The sequence below is a fragment of the Niveispirillum sp. SYP-B3756 genome, from assembly GCF_009495745.1.
In the GTDB taxonomy this organism is placed as follows: Bacteria; Pseudomonadota; Alphaproteobacteria; order Azospirillales; family Azospirillaceae; genus Niveispirillum.
The window spans coordinates 47,417-65,754 of record NZ_WIDQ01000006.1 but is presented as its reverse complement, the minus strand read 5'-3'; the positions used below and the strand labels follow the sequence as shown (position 1 = coordinate 65,754).

The 18,338-nt window shown below is 69.8% G+C and carries 2 protein-coding genes; both read left to right on the top strand.

Annotation, left to right across the window (positions count from 1 at the left end; translation table 11 throughout):
- The first annotated feature begins 1 nt into the window (after position 1).
- On the top strand, positions 2 to 9,763 hold the full coding sequence (locus tag GE253_RS13995) for a non-ribosomal peptide synthetase (protein ID WP_153204748.1): 9,762 nt from the start codon (positions 2 to 4) through the stop codon (positions 9,761 to 9,763).
- A complete protein-coding gene (locus GE253_RS13990; RefSeq protein WP_153204747.1) occupies positions 9,760 to 18,192 on the top strand; it encodes a non-ribosomal peptide synthetase/type I polyketide synthase in 8,433 nt (2,810 codons plus the stop codon). The genes GE253_RS13995 and GE253_RS13990 overlap by 4 nt, the downstream gene beginning before the upstream one ends.
- The last annotated feature ends 146 nt before the right edge of the window (positions 18,193 to 18,338 follow it).

Here is an 18,338-nt window from a genome sequence, read left to right as displayed (position 1 = left end):
GGTGGATGTGCAATCCCTGCTGCAGCGCCTGGGGGAGCTGGATGTCCGTCTGTGGGTGGAAGGGGGGCAACTGCGCTTCTCCGCCCCCAAGGGCGTGCTTCAAGGGGCCTTGCGCGACGCATTGGTGGCCGCCAAGGCTGAAGTCGTCGCGCATCTGTCGGCGCCGCAGGTTTTGCCGGCTTCCGCCAACCAGGAAATGCTGTGGTCGCTGGACCGGCTGGAGCCCGACTGCCCGCAGTTATACATTGAGGCGCGGGCCGTACGCCTGACCGGCCCCCTCAATCTGCCCGCCCTCACAGCGGCCCTGAACGCGCTTTGCGGACGCCATGACAGCCTGCGCACGCGCCTGGAAATGGCGGATGACGGGCTGCATCAGGTGGTGGTGCCCGACATCACCGTCACCATCCCGGTGGAGGATGCGACGGGCCTGGACGGCACGGCCCTGGAAGCACGGGTCAATGCGGTCGCCTGGGCGCCCTTTGATCTGGGCACTGCCCCCCTGCTGCGCCTGACCTGGCTGCGCACCGGCGCCGATGCAGGCATCCTGGTTTTCGCCCAGCACCACATCGTCACCGACCGCTGGTCCATCGCGCTGCTGGTGCGGGAACTGTCGGCCCTGTACGCCGCCCTCCAGGCCGGCCGGCCCGCACCACTGCCCCCCGCACCGGCGCAATATAGCGACTATACCCGCTGGCAGCGGCAGCGCCTGGCAGAGCGGGGCGACGCCTTGATGGCCTATTGGCGCCAGACGCTGGAAGGCGCGCCGCCCTTACTGAACCTGCCCACCGACCGGTCCTATCCAAAGCGCGCCAGCCATCGGGGCGGCCGTATCGAGCGCCGGCTGGACCGGACATTCACCGGCACGCTGGACGGTTTTTGCCGGCGGGAGGGGGTAACGCCCTTCATGGCGGTCACCGCCGCCTATGCCGCCCTGCTTCACCGCCTCAGCGGCCAGGACACCGTCGTCGTGGGCACGCCCATCGCCAACCGGCTGCGGGCGGACTTCGAAGGGGTCGCGGGCTATTGCGTGAATACCCTGGCGCTGCGCCTGGACGTGGACGGGGCCGCCCCCTTCCGCGACCTGCTGGCCTGGACGCGGGACATGGCGCTGACGGCCTACGAGCATCAGGAACTGCCCTTCAGCCAGTTGGTCGCGGCCCTGCAACCGGATCGTGGCGCCAGCCATCCCCCCCTGTTCCAGGTCATGATCGCCCTGCAGAACATCGAGATGGCGGAACTCGCCTTTGGCGACGCGGCGCTGACCCCCTATCCCCTGGCGGCCGACACAGGGAAATATCCCCTGATGCTGACCATGCTGCCGGATGAGGCCGGCGGGCCGCTGCTGTGCTGGGACTACCAGACCGACCTGTTCGATGCCGGCACCGTGGCCGACATCGCCCAGCGCTTTGAGCTGCTGCTGGCCGACGCGCTGGCCGCCCCTGAACGGCCGGTGGGGCGACTGGCCCTTCTGACCCCGGCCGACCTTGCGCGGTTGCGGGGTGCGACCAACCGCGACGCCCTGGTTCCCCGCCCCGCGCTTGAGAGCGTCCCCACCCTGTTCCGCGCCCAGGCGGCGGCCAGTCCCGGCGCCACCGCCCTGGTGCATGGGGCTGAGCGCATCGACTATCGCACCCTGGACCGACGCTCCGACCTGCTGGCGGGTTATCTGGCCCGCGCTGGCGTCCGCGCCGGCGACACCGTGGGCATCGCGCTGGACCGGTCGCCCGACTTCATCACCGGGGCGCTCGCCATCTTGAAATGCGGCGCGGCCTATGTGCCGCTGGACCGCCGTTACCCGGCCGAACGGCTGGCCTGGATGGCGGCGGATTCCGGCATCCGCCTGCTGCTGACCGCAGCGGACGCCGATACGCCGTGGACGGATGCGCGCCGCCTGATCGTTGATATGGCGGACCTGGATCTGGAGGAGGAACCGGTCCCCGTGCCCCCCGGCGTCACTGCCGACAGTCCCGCCTATATCATGTACACGTCCGGCTCCACCGGCCGGCCCAAGGGCGTGGTGGTGCCGCACCGGGGCATCAATCGGTTGGTGAAGGATGCCGATTTCGCCCGCCTGGATGCCGATCAGGTGATGCTGATGCTGGCGCCGGTATCGTTCGACGCCTCCACCCTGGAGATCTGGGGGGCGCTGCTGAATGGCGGCACCCTGGTGATCGCCCCGCCGCTGGAAGATGACCTGCTGGCCCTGGGCCGCGTCATCCGGGAGAGCGGCGTGACCACGCTGTGGGTCACCGCCGGCCTGTTCACCCTGCTGGTTGAAAACGGCCTGGATGATTTGCGTGGCGTCCGTCAGTTGCTGACGGGCGGTGATTTCATGCCCCGCCGTGCGGCAGCCGATGTGCTGGCCCGGTTGCCAGACACTACGCTGATCAACGGCTACGGCCCCACCGAAAACACCACATTCACCACCTGCCATGCCTTCGGTCCGGGGCCGTTGGGCGATGTGGTCCCCGTGGGCCGCGCCATTTCCGGCACCACCGTCTACATTGTCGACGCCCACGGCAACCCCGTGCCACCGGGGGTGGCGGGTGAGTTGCTGACGGGCGGCGAGGGCCTTGCGCTGGGTTATCACAACCGGCCTGACCTGACGGCAGAGCGCTTCGTCACGCAAGAATTCGCCTTCGACGGCCTGCGGTGGAGCGAGCGCCTATACCGCACCGGTGATCTGGCCCGCTGGGTTCCCGATCCGGCCGGCGGCGATGGTCTGGTCGTGGATTTGCTGGGCCGCGTGGACGCTCAGGTAAAAATCCGGGGCTTCCGCGTGGAACCGGGCGAGGTGGAGGCCGCCTTGGGCGCTCTGCCCGGCATCGCCGACTGCGCCGTGGTGGCGCGGCGTGACGACGGCCAGGCGCGGCTGGTGGCCTATTACGTCGCCCGAGAGGGGGCGACGCTTGCCGACCCGCGTGCCGCCCTGGCACGGCAATTGCCGGACCATCTGGTACCGGCGCAAATTGTGGCCCTGCCGGCCCTGCCGGTGACGCCCAACGGCAAGGTCGACCGTCAGGCCCTGGCCGGTGCGCGCTACAAGGTTGTGGGCGGCGGCACGGATGGCGCAGAGGCGCCGGCCACCGCCATCGAAATCCTGCTGGCCCGGATATGGGCCGATGTGCTGGCCGGCGGGCCCTATTCCCGCGCGTCCCACTTCTTCGATCAGGGTGGCAATTCCCTCTCGGCCATTCGGATGGTGACCCGCGCCCGCGATGCGCTGGCAGCAGCCGGCCAGCCGCAGGCTTTGCCTGTGCGTGCGGTGTTCGAGCATCCCACCCTGGCCGCCCTGGCCGCCGCCATTGACGCAGGCGACAAAGCGGTGGCGGCGGCAGATGCGCCCCGCCCCTGCGGCCTGGGTCGCACCAATCTGCCCCTGTCGTATGCTCAGGAACGGCTGTGGGTGTTGGAAAAGATGCTGCCGCTGGGTGGCGCTTACAACGTACCGGGCCAGTACCGCCTGGACGGCCCGCTGAACGTGGCGGCCCTGGCCCGCGCCATCGAGACCGTCATCGCCCGCCATGATGTGCTGTCGGCCGTGTTCGTGGAACAGGACGGGCGGGCGGTGCAGCGCATCGCCGCCACCGGCACCATGCTGGACGTGCGCGATGCCGGGGAAACCCAGGTGGCCGGCCTGCTGGCGGCGGGGGCGGAGGCGCCGTTCGACCTGGAACGCGGGCCGCCGGTGCGCGCCACCTTGCTGCGCATCGGGCCGGACCGGCACATCCTGCAAATGGTCATGCACCATCTGGTGTGCGATGGCTGGTCGCTGACCGCGTTCCTGCGGGAGGTGGAGACCCTCTATGCCGGCGGCGCGCTGGCGCCGCTGCCCCTGCAATACCAGGATTATGCCAACTGGCATCGCGGCTGGCTGCAAGGCCCGCTTCCGGCACGCGCGCTGGACTATTGGCGGGCCAAGCTGGCGGATCTGCCGCCCAGCCTGGAACTGCCGACGGACTTCCCCCGCCCGGCCGTGCCCAGCAACCGGGGCGCCACGGAAACATTGCCCCTGGATTTGGACACAGCAGCGGTGGACACCCTGTGCCGGCAGCACAGCGTCACGCGCTTCATGCTGTTCTATGCCGCTTTCACCGCCTTCCTGTACCGTGTCACCGGTGAGACAGACTTCGGCGTCGGCACCCCCATCGCCGGCCGCCACCATGCGGCGGTGGAACCGCTGGTGGGATTCTTCGCCGACAATCTGGTGCTGCGCACGCCGGTGGATGACGGCGTTGCCTTCTCCACCCTGCTGGCCCAGGCGCGCACCACGGTGCTGGAGGCGTTCGAGCACCAGGACGTCCCCTTCACCACCCTGGTGGAGGCTTTGCGGCCCGAGCGGCGCCTGGACACCACGCCGCTGTTCCAGGTGATGTTGGCCGTGGAAGAGGACACGGCCTTCCCCCTGCGCCTGGACGGCGTGACGGCCACGCCGCTGGCGTGGGAAAGCCCCTACGCCAAGTACGATCTGACGCTGAGCATCCGGACCACGGACAGCGGCCTGATGGCCAGCCTGGAATATAACACCGACCTGTTCCACCCCATCAGCGCCGGGCGTCTGGGGCGGCAGTTCGCCACCCTGATGGCGGAACTGTTGGCCGATCCGGCGCAGGCCGTGGATGCCATCGACGTGCGTCCGGCGGCGGAACGGGCGGGTTTGCCGGGGCTGGCCGGTACCGCACGCCCCCGGCCTGTCGGCGTCGGGCTGCACGGGCTGGCGACCGCCCGTCCCGGCGCCCCGGCCCTGGTTTACGACGACACGGTCCTGACCCATGCGCAGGTCCAGGCCGCCGCCAACCGTCTGGCCCACCACCTGATCGCCCGTGGCTTGCGGCCCGGTGATCTGGTGGGCGTGCATCGCCGCCGCGCCCTGGACCTGCCGGTTCTCTTGCTGGGCATCCTGAAGGCCGGTGGCGGCTATGTGCCGTTGAACCCCAACCACCCGGCGGACCGCCTGGCCGCCATCCTGCGCACGGCCACCCCCGCCCTGATCCTGACCGGCCCGGATTTTCCGGTGTCGGATACCGACTGCGTCCTGGTGGACCCGGATGCCGAGGCCGCCGCCATCGCCGCCCGGTCGGACACGGACCCGGCCGTGCCGGTGGATGACGAGCGGTCGGCCTATGTCATGTTCACCTCGGGCTCCACCGGCGTGCCCAAAGGTGTCGCCGTGCCGCACCGCGCGGCTGTAAACCATCAATTGTGGTTCGGGGACGTGGTCGGCCTGACCGCCGACGATACCCTGTTGCAGATGACCTCGTTCGATTTCGACGCCTCGGTCATCGAATTCTTCGCGCCGCTGACCTGCGGCGGCCATCTGGTCATGGCGCCACCGGAGGCGGAGAAAGACCCGGCGGCCTTGGGCGCCCTGATCCGCGCCCACGGCGTGACGGTGTTCCAGGCGGTGCCCGCCCTGCTGCAGATCATGGCGGATGAGGGCATCCTGGCCACCTGTCCCAGCCTGCGTCTGGTCTGTTCGGGTGGCGAGGTGCTGGCGACAGAGCTGCAGGATCGCCTGTTGGCCCAACTGGGTGCCGCCCGTCTGCTGAACTGCTACGGCCCCACGGAAAGCGGCATCGACGCCACCTGGCATGAATGCGCGCCCGGCGCTGAACCACGCCCGGCCAGCGTGCCCATCGGCCGGCCGGTGCATAACATGCGGGCCTATGTGCTGGACCACGCCCGGCGCCCCGTCGCGGCGGGGCTGGTGGGTGACCTTTATCTGGCGGGCATGAGCCTTGCCACCGGCTATCTGAACGCGCCCGCCCTGACCGAAGCGGCCTTTCTGGCCGACCCGGTCGCCGGCGGTATCATGTACCGCACCGGCGACCGGGTACGCGTCGGGCCTGACGACACCCTGGTCTTCTTGGGCCGCGCCGATAGCCAGGTGAAAGTGCGTGGTTACCGCATCGAGACGGCGGAGGTGGAGGCGGCATTGAACGCCCTTCCGGCCGTGCGGGAAAGCGCCGTCATCGGTTTGAAGCGGCCGGGCGACACGGAGCACCGCCTAGTGGCCTTCATCGTCGGTACCGCCGATGAAGCGGCCTTGCGCGCCGGCCTGCGCCGCACCCTGCCCGACTATATGGTGCCGGCGCATTTCCTGGTGCTGGACGCCCTGCCGCTGGTCACCAGCGGCAAGGTGGACCGCCGCCGGCTGGCCAATCTGGCCGAACCCGCGCTGCGCGACGCCACCACCACCACCGACCGCGTGGCCCCGCGCAACGGGACGGAACAGCGTCTGGCAGCGATCTGGGCCAATGTGCTGGGCGGCGACACCTTTGGCGTGCACGACAATTTCTTCGAACGCGGTGGCCATTCGCTGAAGGCGGTTCAGGTGGTGGCCCGTATCCGCGACCAGTGGCCGGGGATGGATCTGTCTGTCCGCCATGTGTTCGAAGCGCCGACCATCGCCGGTCTGGCAACCCTGCTGCGGCCCGGGGGGGCGGGCGATGGCGACCGCCCCGCCCTGCTGCCGCAGCCGCGGATTCCGGGCCCCGACGGCACGGCCCTGATGCCGATATCCTATGCCCAGCGCGCCCTGTGGTTCCTGGATCGGCTGGAGGAAGGCGGGCGCGCCTACACCACTGTCGACGCCTTCGTCCTGGCCGGCCGGTTGGATCTGGGGGCCCTGCGCGCGGCGCTGGATGCCCTGGTACGCCGCCATGAAAGCCTGCGCACCTGCTTCATCCTGCGGGAAGGGGAGCCGTGCCAGCACATCCTGCCGCCCCTGCCCATGCCCTTCATCCATAAGACGACGGCTGCAACGGCCGACCTGGAGAGCCTGGCGCTGGCGGAGGGTGCCCAGCCCATCGACCTGTCGCGGGAGCCGCCGTTGCGCGTCAGCGTCATCACCCTGACGCCCGACCGACATCTGGCTGTCCTGACCTGGCACCATATCGCCACCGATGGCTGGTCCACCGGCGTGCTGGTGCGGGAAATCGGGGCGCTCTACACGGCGGCTTTGGCGGGGGAAAGCCTGGACGGGGCCCTGCCGCCCCTGCCCCTGCAATATGGCGACTATGCCGACTGGCAGCAGCGCTGGCTGGCCAGCGCTGGATTCAAACGCCAGTTGGATTACTGGGTCGAACAGCTGGCCGAGGCGCCGACCCATCTGAACCTGTGCACCGACCGGCCAAGGCCTCAGCGGCAGAGCTTCCGGGGCGCCACCCTGCGCTTCACCGTCGCGGCTGATCTGGTGCGGGGCCTGGCGTCCGTGGGGCAAGCGGCGGGGGCCAGCCCCTTCATGACCCTGCTGGCCGTGTTCATGGTGTTGCTGCACCGGCAGTCCCGCCAGGAAGACGTGCTGGTCGGCACGCCGGTGGCCAACCGGCCCGCCAGCGAACTGGAGGGCCTGCTGGGTTTCTTCACCAACACCCTGGTGCTGCGCGGCCGCCTGGAGGGAAACCCGCGCTTCAGCGATTTCCTGGCCCAGATGCGACGGACGGCGCTGGACGCCTATGCCAATGCCGATGTGCCGTTCGAAAAGCTGGTCGATGCCCTGGACCCACCACGCAGCCTGGCCCATTCGCCGCTGTTCCAGGCCATGTTCAACCTGCAGAACACCCCGCGCGCGCCCCTGGCGCTGCCGGGTCTGGACTTGGTGCCGGTGGAGATCGACACCCGTACCGCCAAGTTCGACCTGCTGCTGACCTTGATCGAGGCGGCGGATGGCGGCTTGGACGGCCATTGGGAATACAGCACCGACCTGTTCGATCCCGCCACCGCCCAGCGCATGGTGGACCAGTACCTGTCCCTGCTGCACGCCGTGGTGGCCAACGCCGACCTGCCCCTGCGTGATATGGCGCTGGCCACCCCCGATGATACCGCGCGCCTGCTGGCCGCCTGCCAGGGCCCGGCGATGCCGAACGCCGGCAACGGCCGGCTGCACCTTTTGTTCGAGGCGACGGCCGCAACGCAGCCGGACAGGGTGGCCGTCACCTTCAACGGCACCGATCTGAGCTACGCCCAGTTGGACCGCCGTGCCAATGCGCTGGCGCACCGGCTGGTCACACTGGGTGTACGGCCGGATACGCCGGTCGGCATCCGACTGGAGCGATCGCTGGACATGGTGGTGGCCATGCTGGGCATCCTGAAGGCCGGGGGCGCCTATGTGCCGCTGGACCCGGCCCTTCCCCATGCCCGCCTGGACTATATCATCGGCAATGCCGGCTTGGCGCTGGTGGTGGGTTCGGCACCGGAAGGCGGCCTGCCCAGGGGCGCCGAAGCGGTGGCGGTGACGGAGGAGGAGAAAACCGTCGGGCCGCCGGTGGCGAATCTGACGCCGGAACATCTGGCTTATGTCCTCTATACCTCCGGCTCCACCGGCCAGCCCAAAGGCGTGCTGATGCCCCACCGGGCGCTGGTGAACCTGATCCGCTGGCAGGTGGCGGAGCCGTCCTTCGCGCATGGTCTGCGCACCCTGCAATTCACCACCCTGGGGTTCGACGTGGCCTGCCAGGAAATGTTCGCCTGCTGGGCGTCGGCCGGCACCCTGGTGCTGATGGCCGATGCCCTGCGCCGCGACGTACCGGCCATGATCGCCCAAGCCGCGACCTGGGGCATCCAGCGCATCTTCCTGCCCTTCACCGCCTTGCAGCAACTGGCCGAGGCTTGGCCGTTGGCCACCCGCCGCCCCCAGGGTTTGCTGGAGCTGATCACCGCCGGCGAACGGCTGAAGGTCACCCCGTCGCTGCGCGCCCTGTTCCGTGACCTGCCGGATTGCCGTCTGGTCAACCAGTATGGCCCGACGGAAACCCACGTTGCGACCGCCCTGGTCCTGCCGGCCGACCCCGATCGGTGGCCGGAGCTGCCGCGCATCGGCCGGCCAGTGGCCAATACGGCGGTCTATATCCTGGACGAGGATGGCCACCCGCTGCCGGTGGGCGTGCCGGGCCAGCTCTGGATCGCCGGCAGCGCGGTCAGCCGGGGATATCTGGGCCGATTGGACCTGACAGAGCAGAGCTTCCGGCCAAATCCTTACGGACCGGGAATGATGTATGCCACGGGCGACCTGGCCTGCATCCGCTGGGATGGCGCGGCGCCGGAACTGGACTTCCTGGGCCGCATCGACGCCCAGGTCAAAATCCGGGGCTACCGTATCGAGCCGGAAGAGGTGGAGCGCGCGCTGATCGCTCAGGGCCGGGTGCGTGACGCGGCCGTGGTCGCCTGGACCGACGGCAGCGGCGAGAAGCGGCTGGTCGCCTATTACGTGCCGGCCGATGCCGCCGCGGGTGACAGCCGGGTGGTGCGCGACGGGCTGGCAGCGCAGGTGCCCGACTACATGGTCCCCACCCTGTGGGTGCCGCTGCCGGCCCTGCCGCAAACCCGCACCGGCAAGGTGGACCGCAAGGCCCTGCCCGCCCCGGACCGGACGGGTGCCGCACCTGCAGCCCGGATCACCCCGCCCCGCAGCGCCACAGAGCAGGCGGTGGCCGCCATCTGGCAGTCCGTGCTGCAAGTGCCGCAGGTGGGGCTGCACGACAATTTCTTCGATCTGGGCGGCTATTCCTTCCTGCTGCTGCGCGTGCTGGCGGAGGTGCGCCGGCAGTTCCCGGCCGCCCGTCAGGTCACCATGGTCAGCCTGTTCGAACACCCGACCGTGCAGGCACTGGCCCACCTGATCGACGGGGCGCAGGCCGTCGCCCTGCGTCACCGGGCCGCCCAACGTGAAGCCCAGGCGCCCCTGCGCCAGGACTTGAACCAGCGTCGCACCGCTCAGCGCCACGCCACATCCTCTATTGCCCCGGAAGAGATCCCTTCATGACCGCCGCCCCCCAGCCGACGGAAATCGCCATCGTCGCCATGGCCTGCCGTTTCCCCGGCGTCCGTGACGTGCAGGAATACTGGTCCATGCTGCGCGACGGGCGGGAGGCCATCACCAGCTTCAGTGATGAGGAATTGCGGGCCAGGGGCGTGCCGGCCGACCTGTTGGCCGATCCCGCCTATGTGAAGCGCGGCGCGGTGGTGGAGGGCATTGAGGATTTCGATGCGGACCTGTTCGGCTATTCACCGCAGGAAGCCGCGTTGCTGGACCCGCAGAACCGCCTGTTCCTGGAATGCGTCTGGGAAGCGCTGGAGGCGGCAGGCCATGCTGGCGAAGGCGGCACAAGGGATATCGGCGTCTTCGCCGGTGCCGGTGTGAACACCTATTTCCTGAATAATCTGGCCGGCAATACCGAGGTGCTGGAAACCTTCGGCAGCTTTCAGGTCATGCTGGCCAATGACAAGGACTATCTGGCCACCCTGGCCTCCTACAAACTGAACCTGACCGGTCCCGGCGTCACCGTGCAGACCGCCTGTTCCACCTCGCTGGTCGCCGTGCACATGGCCTGCCAGAGCCTGATCAACGGCGAATGCGACCTGGCACTGGCAGGCGGCGTCGCCCTGTCCACGCCGCAAGACCTGGGCTATCTGTACCAGGAAGGCATGATCATGGCCCCGGACGGTCATTGCCGGCCCTTTGATGCACAAGCGGCCGGCACGCTGAACGGTGCGGGCGCCGGCGTGGTGCTGTTGCAACCGTTGGGCGCCGCCCTGGCGCAGGGCGCGCCCATCCTGGGCATCATCAAGGGCAGTGCCGTCAACAATGACGGCGCGCGCAAGGTCGGCTACACCGCCCCCAGCCCGGACGGCCAGGCCCGCGTCATCGCGGAGGCCATGGCCGTGGCCGGCGTCCATCCCGACGAGATCGGCTTCGTTGAGGCCCACGGCACGGCCACCCCGCTGGGCGACCCCATCGAAATAGCCGCCCTGACCCGTGCCTACCGGGCGGGCGGCGGTGGCAACCGCGCCTGCGCCGTTGGCTCGGTCAAGGGCAATATGGGCCATACCGGGGCCGCCGCCGGTGTCGCCGGTCTGATCAAGGCAACCTTGAGCCTGATGCACGGCCAGATCCCGCCGACCCTGCATTTCCAGACACCTAACCCGGCGCTGGCCTTGGCCGACGGTTCCTTCCATATCAATAACCTGCTGACGGACTGGCCCTCGACATCGGGCGACCGTGTGGCCGCCGTCAGTTCCTTCGGCATCGGGGGCACCAATGCCCATGTCGTGGTGGCCGAAAACCGCTTCGCCGCCAGCCAGTTCCTGCCGGCACGGCGCCGCTGGCACCTGCTGCCCCTGTCGGCCAAGACGCCCGAGGCGCTGGCGGCGTTGAGCACGTCCCTGGCCCGATATCTGGAAACGGCGGATGCCGATCCAGCGGACATTGCCCACACCCTGCGCACCGGCCGCCGCACCTTCGCCACCCGCACCTTCGCCGTGGGCCGCACCGTGGCGGAGCTGCGCCAGTCGCTGGCGGCGGCGCCAACGGCGGCGACCAAGCCCGGCCGGGGTGTCGCCTTCATGTTCACCGGTCACGGCGGCCAATCGGCCGGCATGACGCGTGGCCTTTACGAGACGGAGCCCGTCTTCCGCCAGGCGCTGGACGAACGCGCGGCGGCGCTGGCCAACCGCACGGGCCTGGACGCCCTGGCCGTGCTGCACCCCCTCCCCGGACGCGAGGCCTGGGCGGAGGCGCAGTTGGAACGCATGGATGTCAGCCAGCCGCTGATGTTCATCGTGCAGATGGCGCTGACCCGGCTGTGGCAGTCATGGGGCATCACGCCGGTGGCGGTGATCGGCCACAGCAGCGGCGAATATGCCGCTGCCTGCCTGGCCGGCATCCTGTCGGAAGAGGATGCGCTGGCCCTGGTCTCGGCGCGCGGCCGACTGATGGACCAGACTCCGGCCGGGGGTATGCTGGCCCTGCGCAACAGCGAAAGCGAGATCCGCGCCCTGTTGGCCAGCACCCGCCTGAACGACCGCCTGTCGCTGGCGGTGGTCAACGCCGCCGACATGGGCGTGGTGTCGGGCCATGAGGACGCGTTGGTGCACCTGCAGGCGCGATTGGCAGAGATGGGGGTGGATAGCCGCCGACTGCAAGTGTCGCGCGGTGCCCATTCCTGCACCATGGACCCCATCCTGCCGGCCTTCGCCGAGGCGGCGGCGGACGTCAGCTATCACGCCCCTACCCTTCCCTATTATTCCGGCATGACCGGTGGGCGGGTCGATGGCGTAACGGTGGCGCACGCCGACTATTGGGTCCGCCATCTGCGCGACACCGTGCGCTTCGCCGACGGCATCGGCCAGGTGCTGGCGGATGGCGGCGACACGGCGCTGGTGGAGATCGGCCCCGGCACGGCGCTGGGCACATTCGCCAAGGCCCACGCCGGCTTCGATCCCGCACGCCCGGTGGTGCCGTCCATGCCCCATCCACGGCAGGCGGCCGAGGGCGAGCAGGAGGACGAGTTGATCGCCCGCTCGCTGGGCCGGCTGTGGCAGTCCGGCGTGACGGTCGACTGGCAAGCCTATGGCGGCGACGAAGCGCGGCGGCGCGTGCCGTTGCCCACCTACCCGTTCCAGCGCCGCCGCTGCTGGATCGACGCGCCGGACGCGGCGGCGGCACCCCGCAACCTGCCCGCACGCCTGACCCGCAAGGCCGATCCGGCCGATTGGTTCCTGGTGCCCACCTGGCGGCGTGCCGCCCCCCTGGCCACCAGCAATCTGCCGGATCACGCGCTGATATTCGTGGGTGACGCCGGGGCCGATGCGGGCCAGCGGCTGGCCGATCACCTGGAAAGCCAAGGGTGCACCCTCCTGCGCGTGCACCCCGGCGCGCAATACGCCGCCCCGGCGGGCGGGATTGCAACCGTGCGGCCGGACGCGGCGGCGGATTATGCCCGCCTGCTGGCGGATATCGCCGAGCTGCCACGCACCATCATCCACGCCTGGTCCCTGGTCCCCGGCGATACCCGTCGCCTGGGCTTCACCAGCCTGTGCCTGTTGGCGCAGGCGCTGGGCGGTGGCATCCATGACCTGACCATCTTGGCAACCGGCTTGTCCGACGTGACGGGGGCCGAAGAGCTGGACATGGAGCAGGCGCTGGTGGCGGGACCGGCCATGGTCATCCCCCAGGAATATCCCAGCCTGCGCACCCACCTGATAGACATCGCCGCCGTCCCGGCGGCGGGTCTGTCCCAGCGGCTGGCAGCAGAGCTGGCGGCCCCCGATCGCGGCCCCCGTGTGGCCCTGCGCGGATCTCACCGCTGGCTGCCGGCCTATGAGCCGCAGCGTATTGAAACCACGGGATCGCCCCGGCGCGCCCTGCGGCCGGGTGGCGTCTATCTCATCACGGGTGGCCTGGGCGGGGTGGGCCTGGAAATCGCCGGCCATCTGGCCAGCACCGTCCAGGCCCGCCTGGTCCTGGTGGGCCGGCGTGCGGCCAGCCCCGCCCCGACGGTGGTGGAGCGGGTGCGGGCGCTGGAGGCCGCCGGCGCCCAGGTGCGCCTGTTCGCCGCCGATGCCGGCGACGCCGATGCCATGGCGGCCGTGTTCGCGGCGGTGGAGGCGGAGTGGGGTGCCATCCACGGCATCATCCATGCCGCCGGCGCCGTGGGCCAGCACATGCACCAGCCGTTGGACGAGTACGACCCGGCGCAGGCGGCGGAGCAGTTCGGCGCCAAGGTGGACGGCATCGCCATCCTGGCCCGGTTGCTGCGGGAGCGGCCCCAATGGGATGAACATCTGGATTTCTGCGTGCTGATGTCGTCCATGGCGTCCGTGCTGGGGGGGCTGGGCCTCGCTGCCTACGCCGCCGCCAACGCCGCCCTGGATACGGCAGCACAAGCGGCGGAGCGCACGGCGCCCGGCCGCTGGCTCAGCCTGAACTGGGATAGCTGGAACGTTTCCCGGATTGACGGGCGCGGCCCCGGCCGGGATCTGCACGCGCTGGAGATGTCGGCGGCGGAGGGCCTGGCCGCCTTCCTGCGGGTTCTGCACCATGGCACCAGTTCACAGACGGTGGTGACACGCGGCGATCTGGAACCCCGCCTGCGCCAATGGATCAACCTGGGGGGCCGTGACACGGCCCCCGTGGCGGCGGCGCCTCTGGAGGACGCGGCAGAGGATGGTGGCGTTGAGGAGGGCGGGGTTGAGGGTGGCATCATCGCCATCTGGCGCAAACTGCTGGGCCATGAGCACATCCGGCCGGAGGATAATTTCTTCGACCTGGGCGGCCATTCCCTGCTGGCCACCCAGATCCTGGCGCAGATCCGCCACCGCTTCGGCGTGTCGCTGCCCATGCGCGCGCTGTTCCGCGCCCCCACCGCACAGGCCCTGGCGCAGGCGGTGGAAGAGGCGATGGGCCTGGCGCCCGACGCCGACGCCGGGCCTGCGCCCAACCTGCCGGCGGAAGGTCCGCTGCCCCTGTCCTGGATGCAGCAGCAATTATGGGTTGCCCATCAACTGGATGCGCGCTCGGCTGCCTATAACGTGCCCCTGGCTCTGCGGCTGACCGGCGATTTGAACCGGGAGGCCCTGGCGCGCGCGCTGGAGGCGATCTTCCATCGGCATGAGGCTCTGCGCACCCGTTTCCCCCGCCGCAACGGTGTGCCGACGCAGGAGGTGATGCCGCCCACCCCCCTGGATCTGCCGCTGACCTCGCTGGCCCACCTGGGCGTGGCGGCGCGCGTGGCGGCACAGGCCGCCTTCCTGGATACGGCGGCGGCACAGCCCTTCGACCTGGAGGTGGGCCCTGCCGTCCGCACGTATCTGCTGGAACTGGCGGCGGATGAGCATGTGCTGCTGCTGGCGATGCATCACATCGTCACCGACGGCTGGTCCCTGTCGATCTTCATGCGGGAATTGGCCACCCTGTATTCGGCGTTTGCCCAGCGCCGGCCGTCGCCCCTGGCGGCGCCCACGGCACAGTACGCCGATTTCGTCCGCTGGCAGCGCCAGGACCTGGGAACGGACACCTTGGCCCGACAGTTGGACTATTGGCGCGGCCAGTTGGAAGGCCTGCCGGAACGTCACGGCCTGCTGGGTGATCACCCCCTGCCGGAGGAGCGCGGCTTCGCCGCCGACGTGGTCACCCTGTCGCTGGGCACCGATCTGGCGCGACAGGTGCGCGGCTATGCCCAGGCGCGGGGCCTGACGCCCTTCATGGTGCTGCTGGCGGGGTTCTACGGCCTGCTGTTCCGCTATACCGGCCTGGACGATCAGGCCGTGGCGGTCAGCGTCGCCAACCGCACCCAGCATTGGCAGGAAGACATTATCGGCTTCTTCGTCAACCTGCTGGTGCTGCGCGCCCGGCCCCAGCCGGACATGGCGTTCGAGACCCTGGTCGACGCGGTCGGCCGCACGGCGCTGGAGGCCTATGCCAACCAGGACGTGCCCTTCGCCCAGGTGGTGGAGGCATTGGCCCCGCAACGGCGGCATAATCAGCACCCGCTGGCCCAGATCGGCTTCGTGCTGCAAAACCTGCCACAAGCCCAGGTGCCCGCCAGCGACCTGACCGTGGATTTCGTGGACGCCAACAAGCGCGCCAACCAGTTCGACCTGCTGTTTTCCATCACCGAGGCTGGCGACGATCTGGCGCTGAGCCTGGAATATGCGGTCGCGCTGTTCGGCCGCGACACGGCGGAGCGGTTGGCCCTGCATTACCGCACCCTGCTGGCGGGCGCCGTGGCGGCGCCGCAAACCACGCTGTCCCGCCTGCCCCTGCTGCCAGCGGATGAGGCGGCGATGATCCGGGCCCTGTGGGGCACCATGCCCGCGCCGGTACCGGCCGGCATCACGCCCGTGGCCCCACCGGCGGAAACGCCAACCACCCTGGTGGGGCTGTTCGGTGGCTTGGCGCTGCGGCAGCCACAGGCGATGGCACTGCGCTTTGGTGACCAATGCGTCAGCTATGACCGTCTGCAGGCCGATACCGACCGCGTCGCCCACCATCTGGCGGCGCTGGCCCTGCCCGGTGGATCGCCGGTCTGCGTGGACCTGCCGCGCGGGCCGGCGCTGATCACCGCTTTCCTGGGCATCCTGAAAGCGGGCCTGGCCTATGCGCCGCTGGACCCCGCCGCACCGGAGGAGCGCCGCCAGGGCATCCTGGCGGATTTGGGCCATCCACCAACCCTGACGGTGGCGGCGATGGACGCCATCCTGTCCGGCCCGGCAGTGGCGGCCTTCGACAGGGCCCCCGAACCCGGCGACGTGGCCTACATCATCCACACTTCCGGCTCCACCGGCCGGCCCAAGGGCACATTGCTGACCCATGGCGGCCTGCTGGCGCTGGCGCTGGAACAGCGCCGCCTGCTGGGCGTCCAGCCGGGCGACCGCGTGCTGCAGATGGCCAGCGCCGGTTTCGACGCCTCGGTCTGGGAATTCACCATGGCCCTGGGGGCTGGTGCCGAACTGGTGCTGGCACCCGCCGACGCGCTGTTGCCCGGCCCCGGCCTGGCGCGGCTGCTGGATGACCAGGGCATCACCCATCTGACGATCACGCCCGCCGCCCTGGCGGCCCTGCCCTACCGGCCGCTGCCGGCGCTGCGGGTGCTGGTGGCGGCGGGTGCCGCCTTGCCCGCCGACATGGTGGCCTTATGGGGGGCGGGACGCGTCTTTATCAACGCCTATGGCCCCACGGAAACGACGGTCTGTGCCACCCTGGCCCCCTGCGAGGCCATCAATGCAAAACCATTGATCGGCCGCCCCCTGGCGGGCTGGACCGTGCGGGTGCACGACGCCCAGGGCAACATCGTCCCGGCCGGCGTGGCCGGCGAACTGCATATCGGCGGCGTGGGCTTGGCCCAAGCCTATTGGAACCGGCCGGATTTGACCGCAGAACGCTTCATCACCGACAGGACCACGGGGGAGCGGTTATATGCCACCGGCGACCGGGTTGCCTGGCGGGTGGCCCCGGATGGCGGGCCGGCGGCGCTGGAATTCCTGGGCCGGCTGGATGAACAACTGAAAATCCGTGGCTTCCGTGTCGAGCCGGGCGAGGTGGAGGCGCAGTTGCGCCGGAACCCGGCCGTGACACAGGCCGCCGTGATCGGCTATCCACGCAAGACGCCCACCGACCTCGTGGCCTATGTGGTCCCAAGCACCGCTCCTGCGGCGGCGGATTTGGTCTCCCGGCTACGCGCCGACCTGGCCTGCGCGCTGCCCGGCTACATGGTGCCGGGCTTCATCGTCATGGTGGACGATCTGCCGCTGACCCCCAGCGGCAAGATCGATCTGGCCCGATTGCCGGACCCGCGCGGCAGCTTCACCGACGACGACCACCAGCCGCCCCGTGATGCGGTGGAGGAAGCACTGTGCGAACAATGGCGGACGATCCTGGGCATCACCCGCATCGGCACGGCCACCAGCTTCTTCGATGCCGGCGGCACATCGCTGAAGGCGGTCGAGGCGCTGGCGGCGGTGGAGCGGGCGTTTGGCCTGACGCTGCCCATTGCCAGCCTGTTCCGCCACCCCACCATTGCCGCCCTGGCGACGCTGGTGCGTGACGGAGACCCGGCATCGGATAAAGACTGGTCACCCTTGGTGCGGTTGGCCGAGGGCGGGAACAGTACGCCCAGCTTCTGGTTCCCTGGCGTGGGCGGCACCGTCCTGTCCTTCGCAGCCCTGGCGCGGCACCTGGCCCGCCGCCAGGGTGGGCCGGTTTATGCCCTGCAGCCGGCCGGCCTGGACGGCATCACACCGCCCGATCCCGACGTGGAAAGCATGGCGGCGCGGGCAGTGACCGCCCTCCGCGCGGTCCAGCCCACCGGTCCCTATCGCCTGGGTGGACATTCCTTTGGCGCCAAGGTGGCCTTCGCCGCCGCCCAGCGACTGATCGCGGCGGGGCAGGCGGTGGAACTGTTGATGGTCATCGACGGCTACGCCCCGGGCCCGGCCCTGTTGACCGAGGCCCGCGACATGGACGATGGCCAATGGCTGGCCGCCGTTCTGGAGGAACTGGCTGCCGCCGCCGGCCATCCACTGGTGCTGGGGCCCGGCTATTTCGCGGACAAGGATACCGATACAGCGCTTGGCGAAGCCCGTGACCTGCTGCGCACCCATGGCCTGCCCGACGTGGCCGGCGGCCATCTGCGCGGCATGATCCGCCTGATGCGGGCCAACGCGGCCATGGAATACGCGCCGGTGGATTTCAGCCCCGTGCCATTGCTGCTGCTGCGGGCGACGGCCACGCTGGACCGGCCGGACCGCGCGCAACTGCCGGCGGAGCTGCGGGGCGACGATTTGGGCTGGGGCCGGTACAGCGCCGCCCATCCCGCCGCCCATACCCTGCCCGGCACCCATTTCTCCGTGCTGGCCGATCCCGTCGCCGAACGACTGGCCCAGCTTTGCATGGCGCATTGGAGGGCCGATTAGCATGAAAGTTGCGTATTTTATTGACGTCCTCACTCAACCGGTGACCCTGATTCAGGGGGGGGTGGAATGTCCGGTTCACTTGAGGACAGGCTTGGTCATTAGTTGGGTCCGTTGCGGTCTGTGGAGGACCGCATCCCTATACGGGC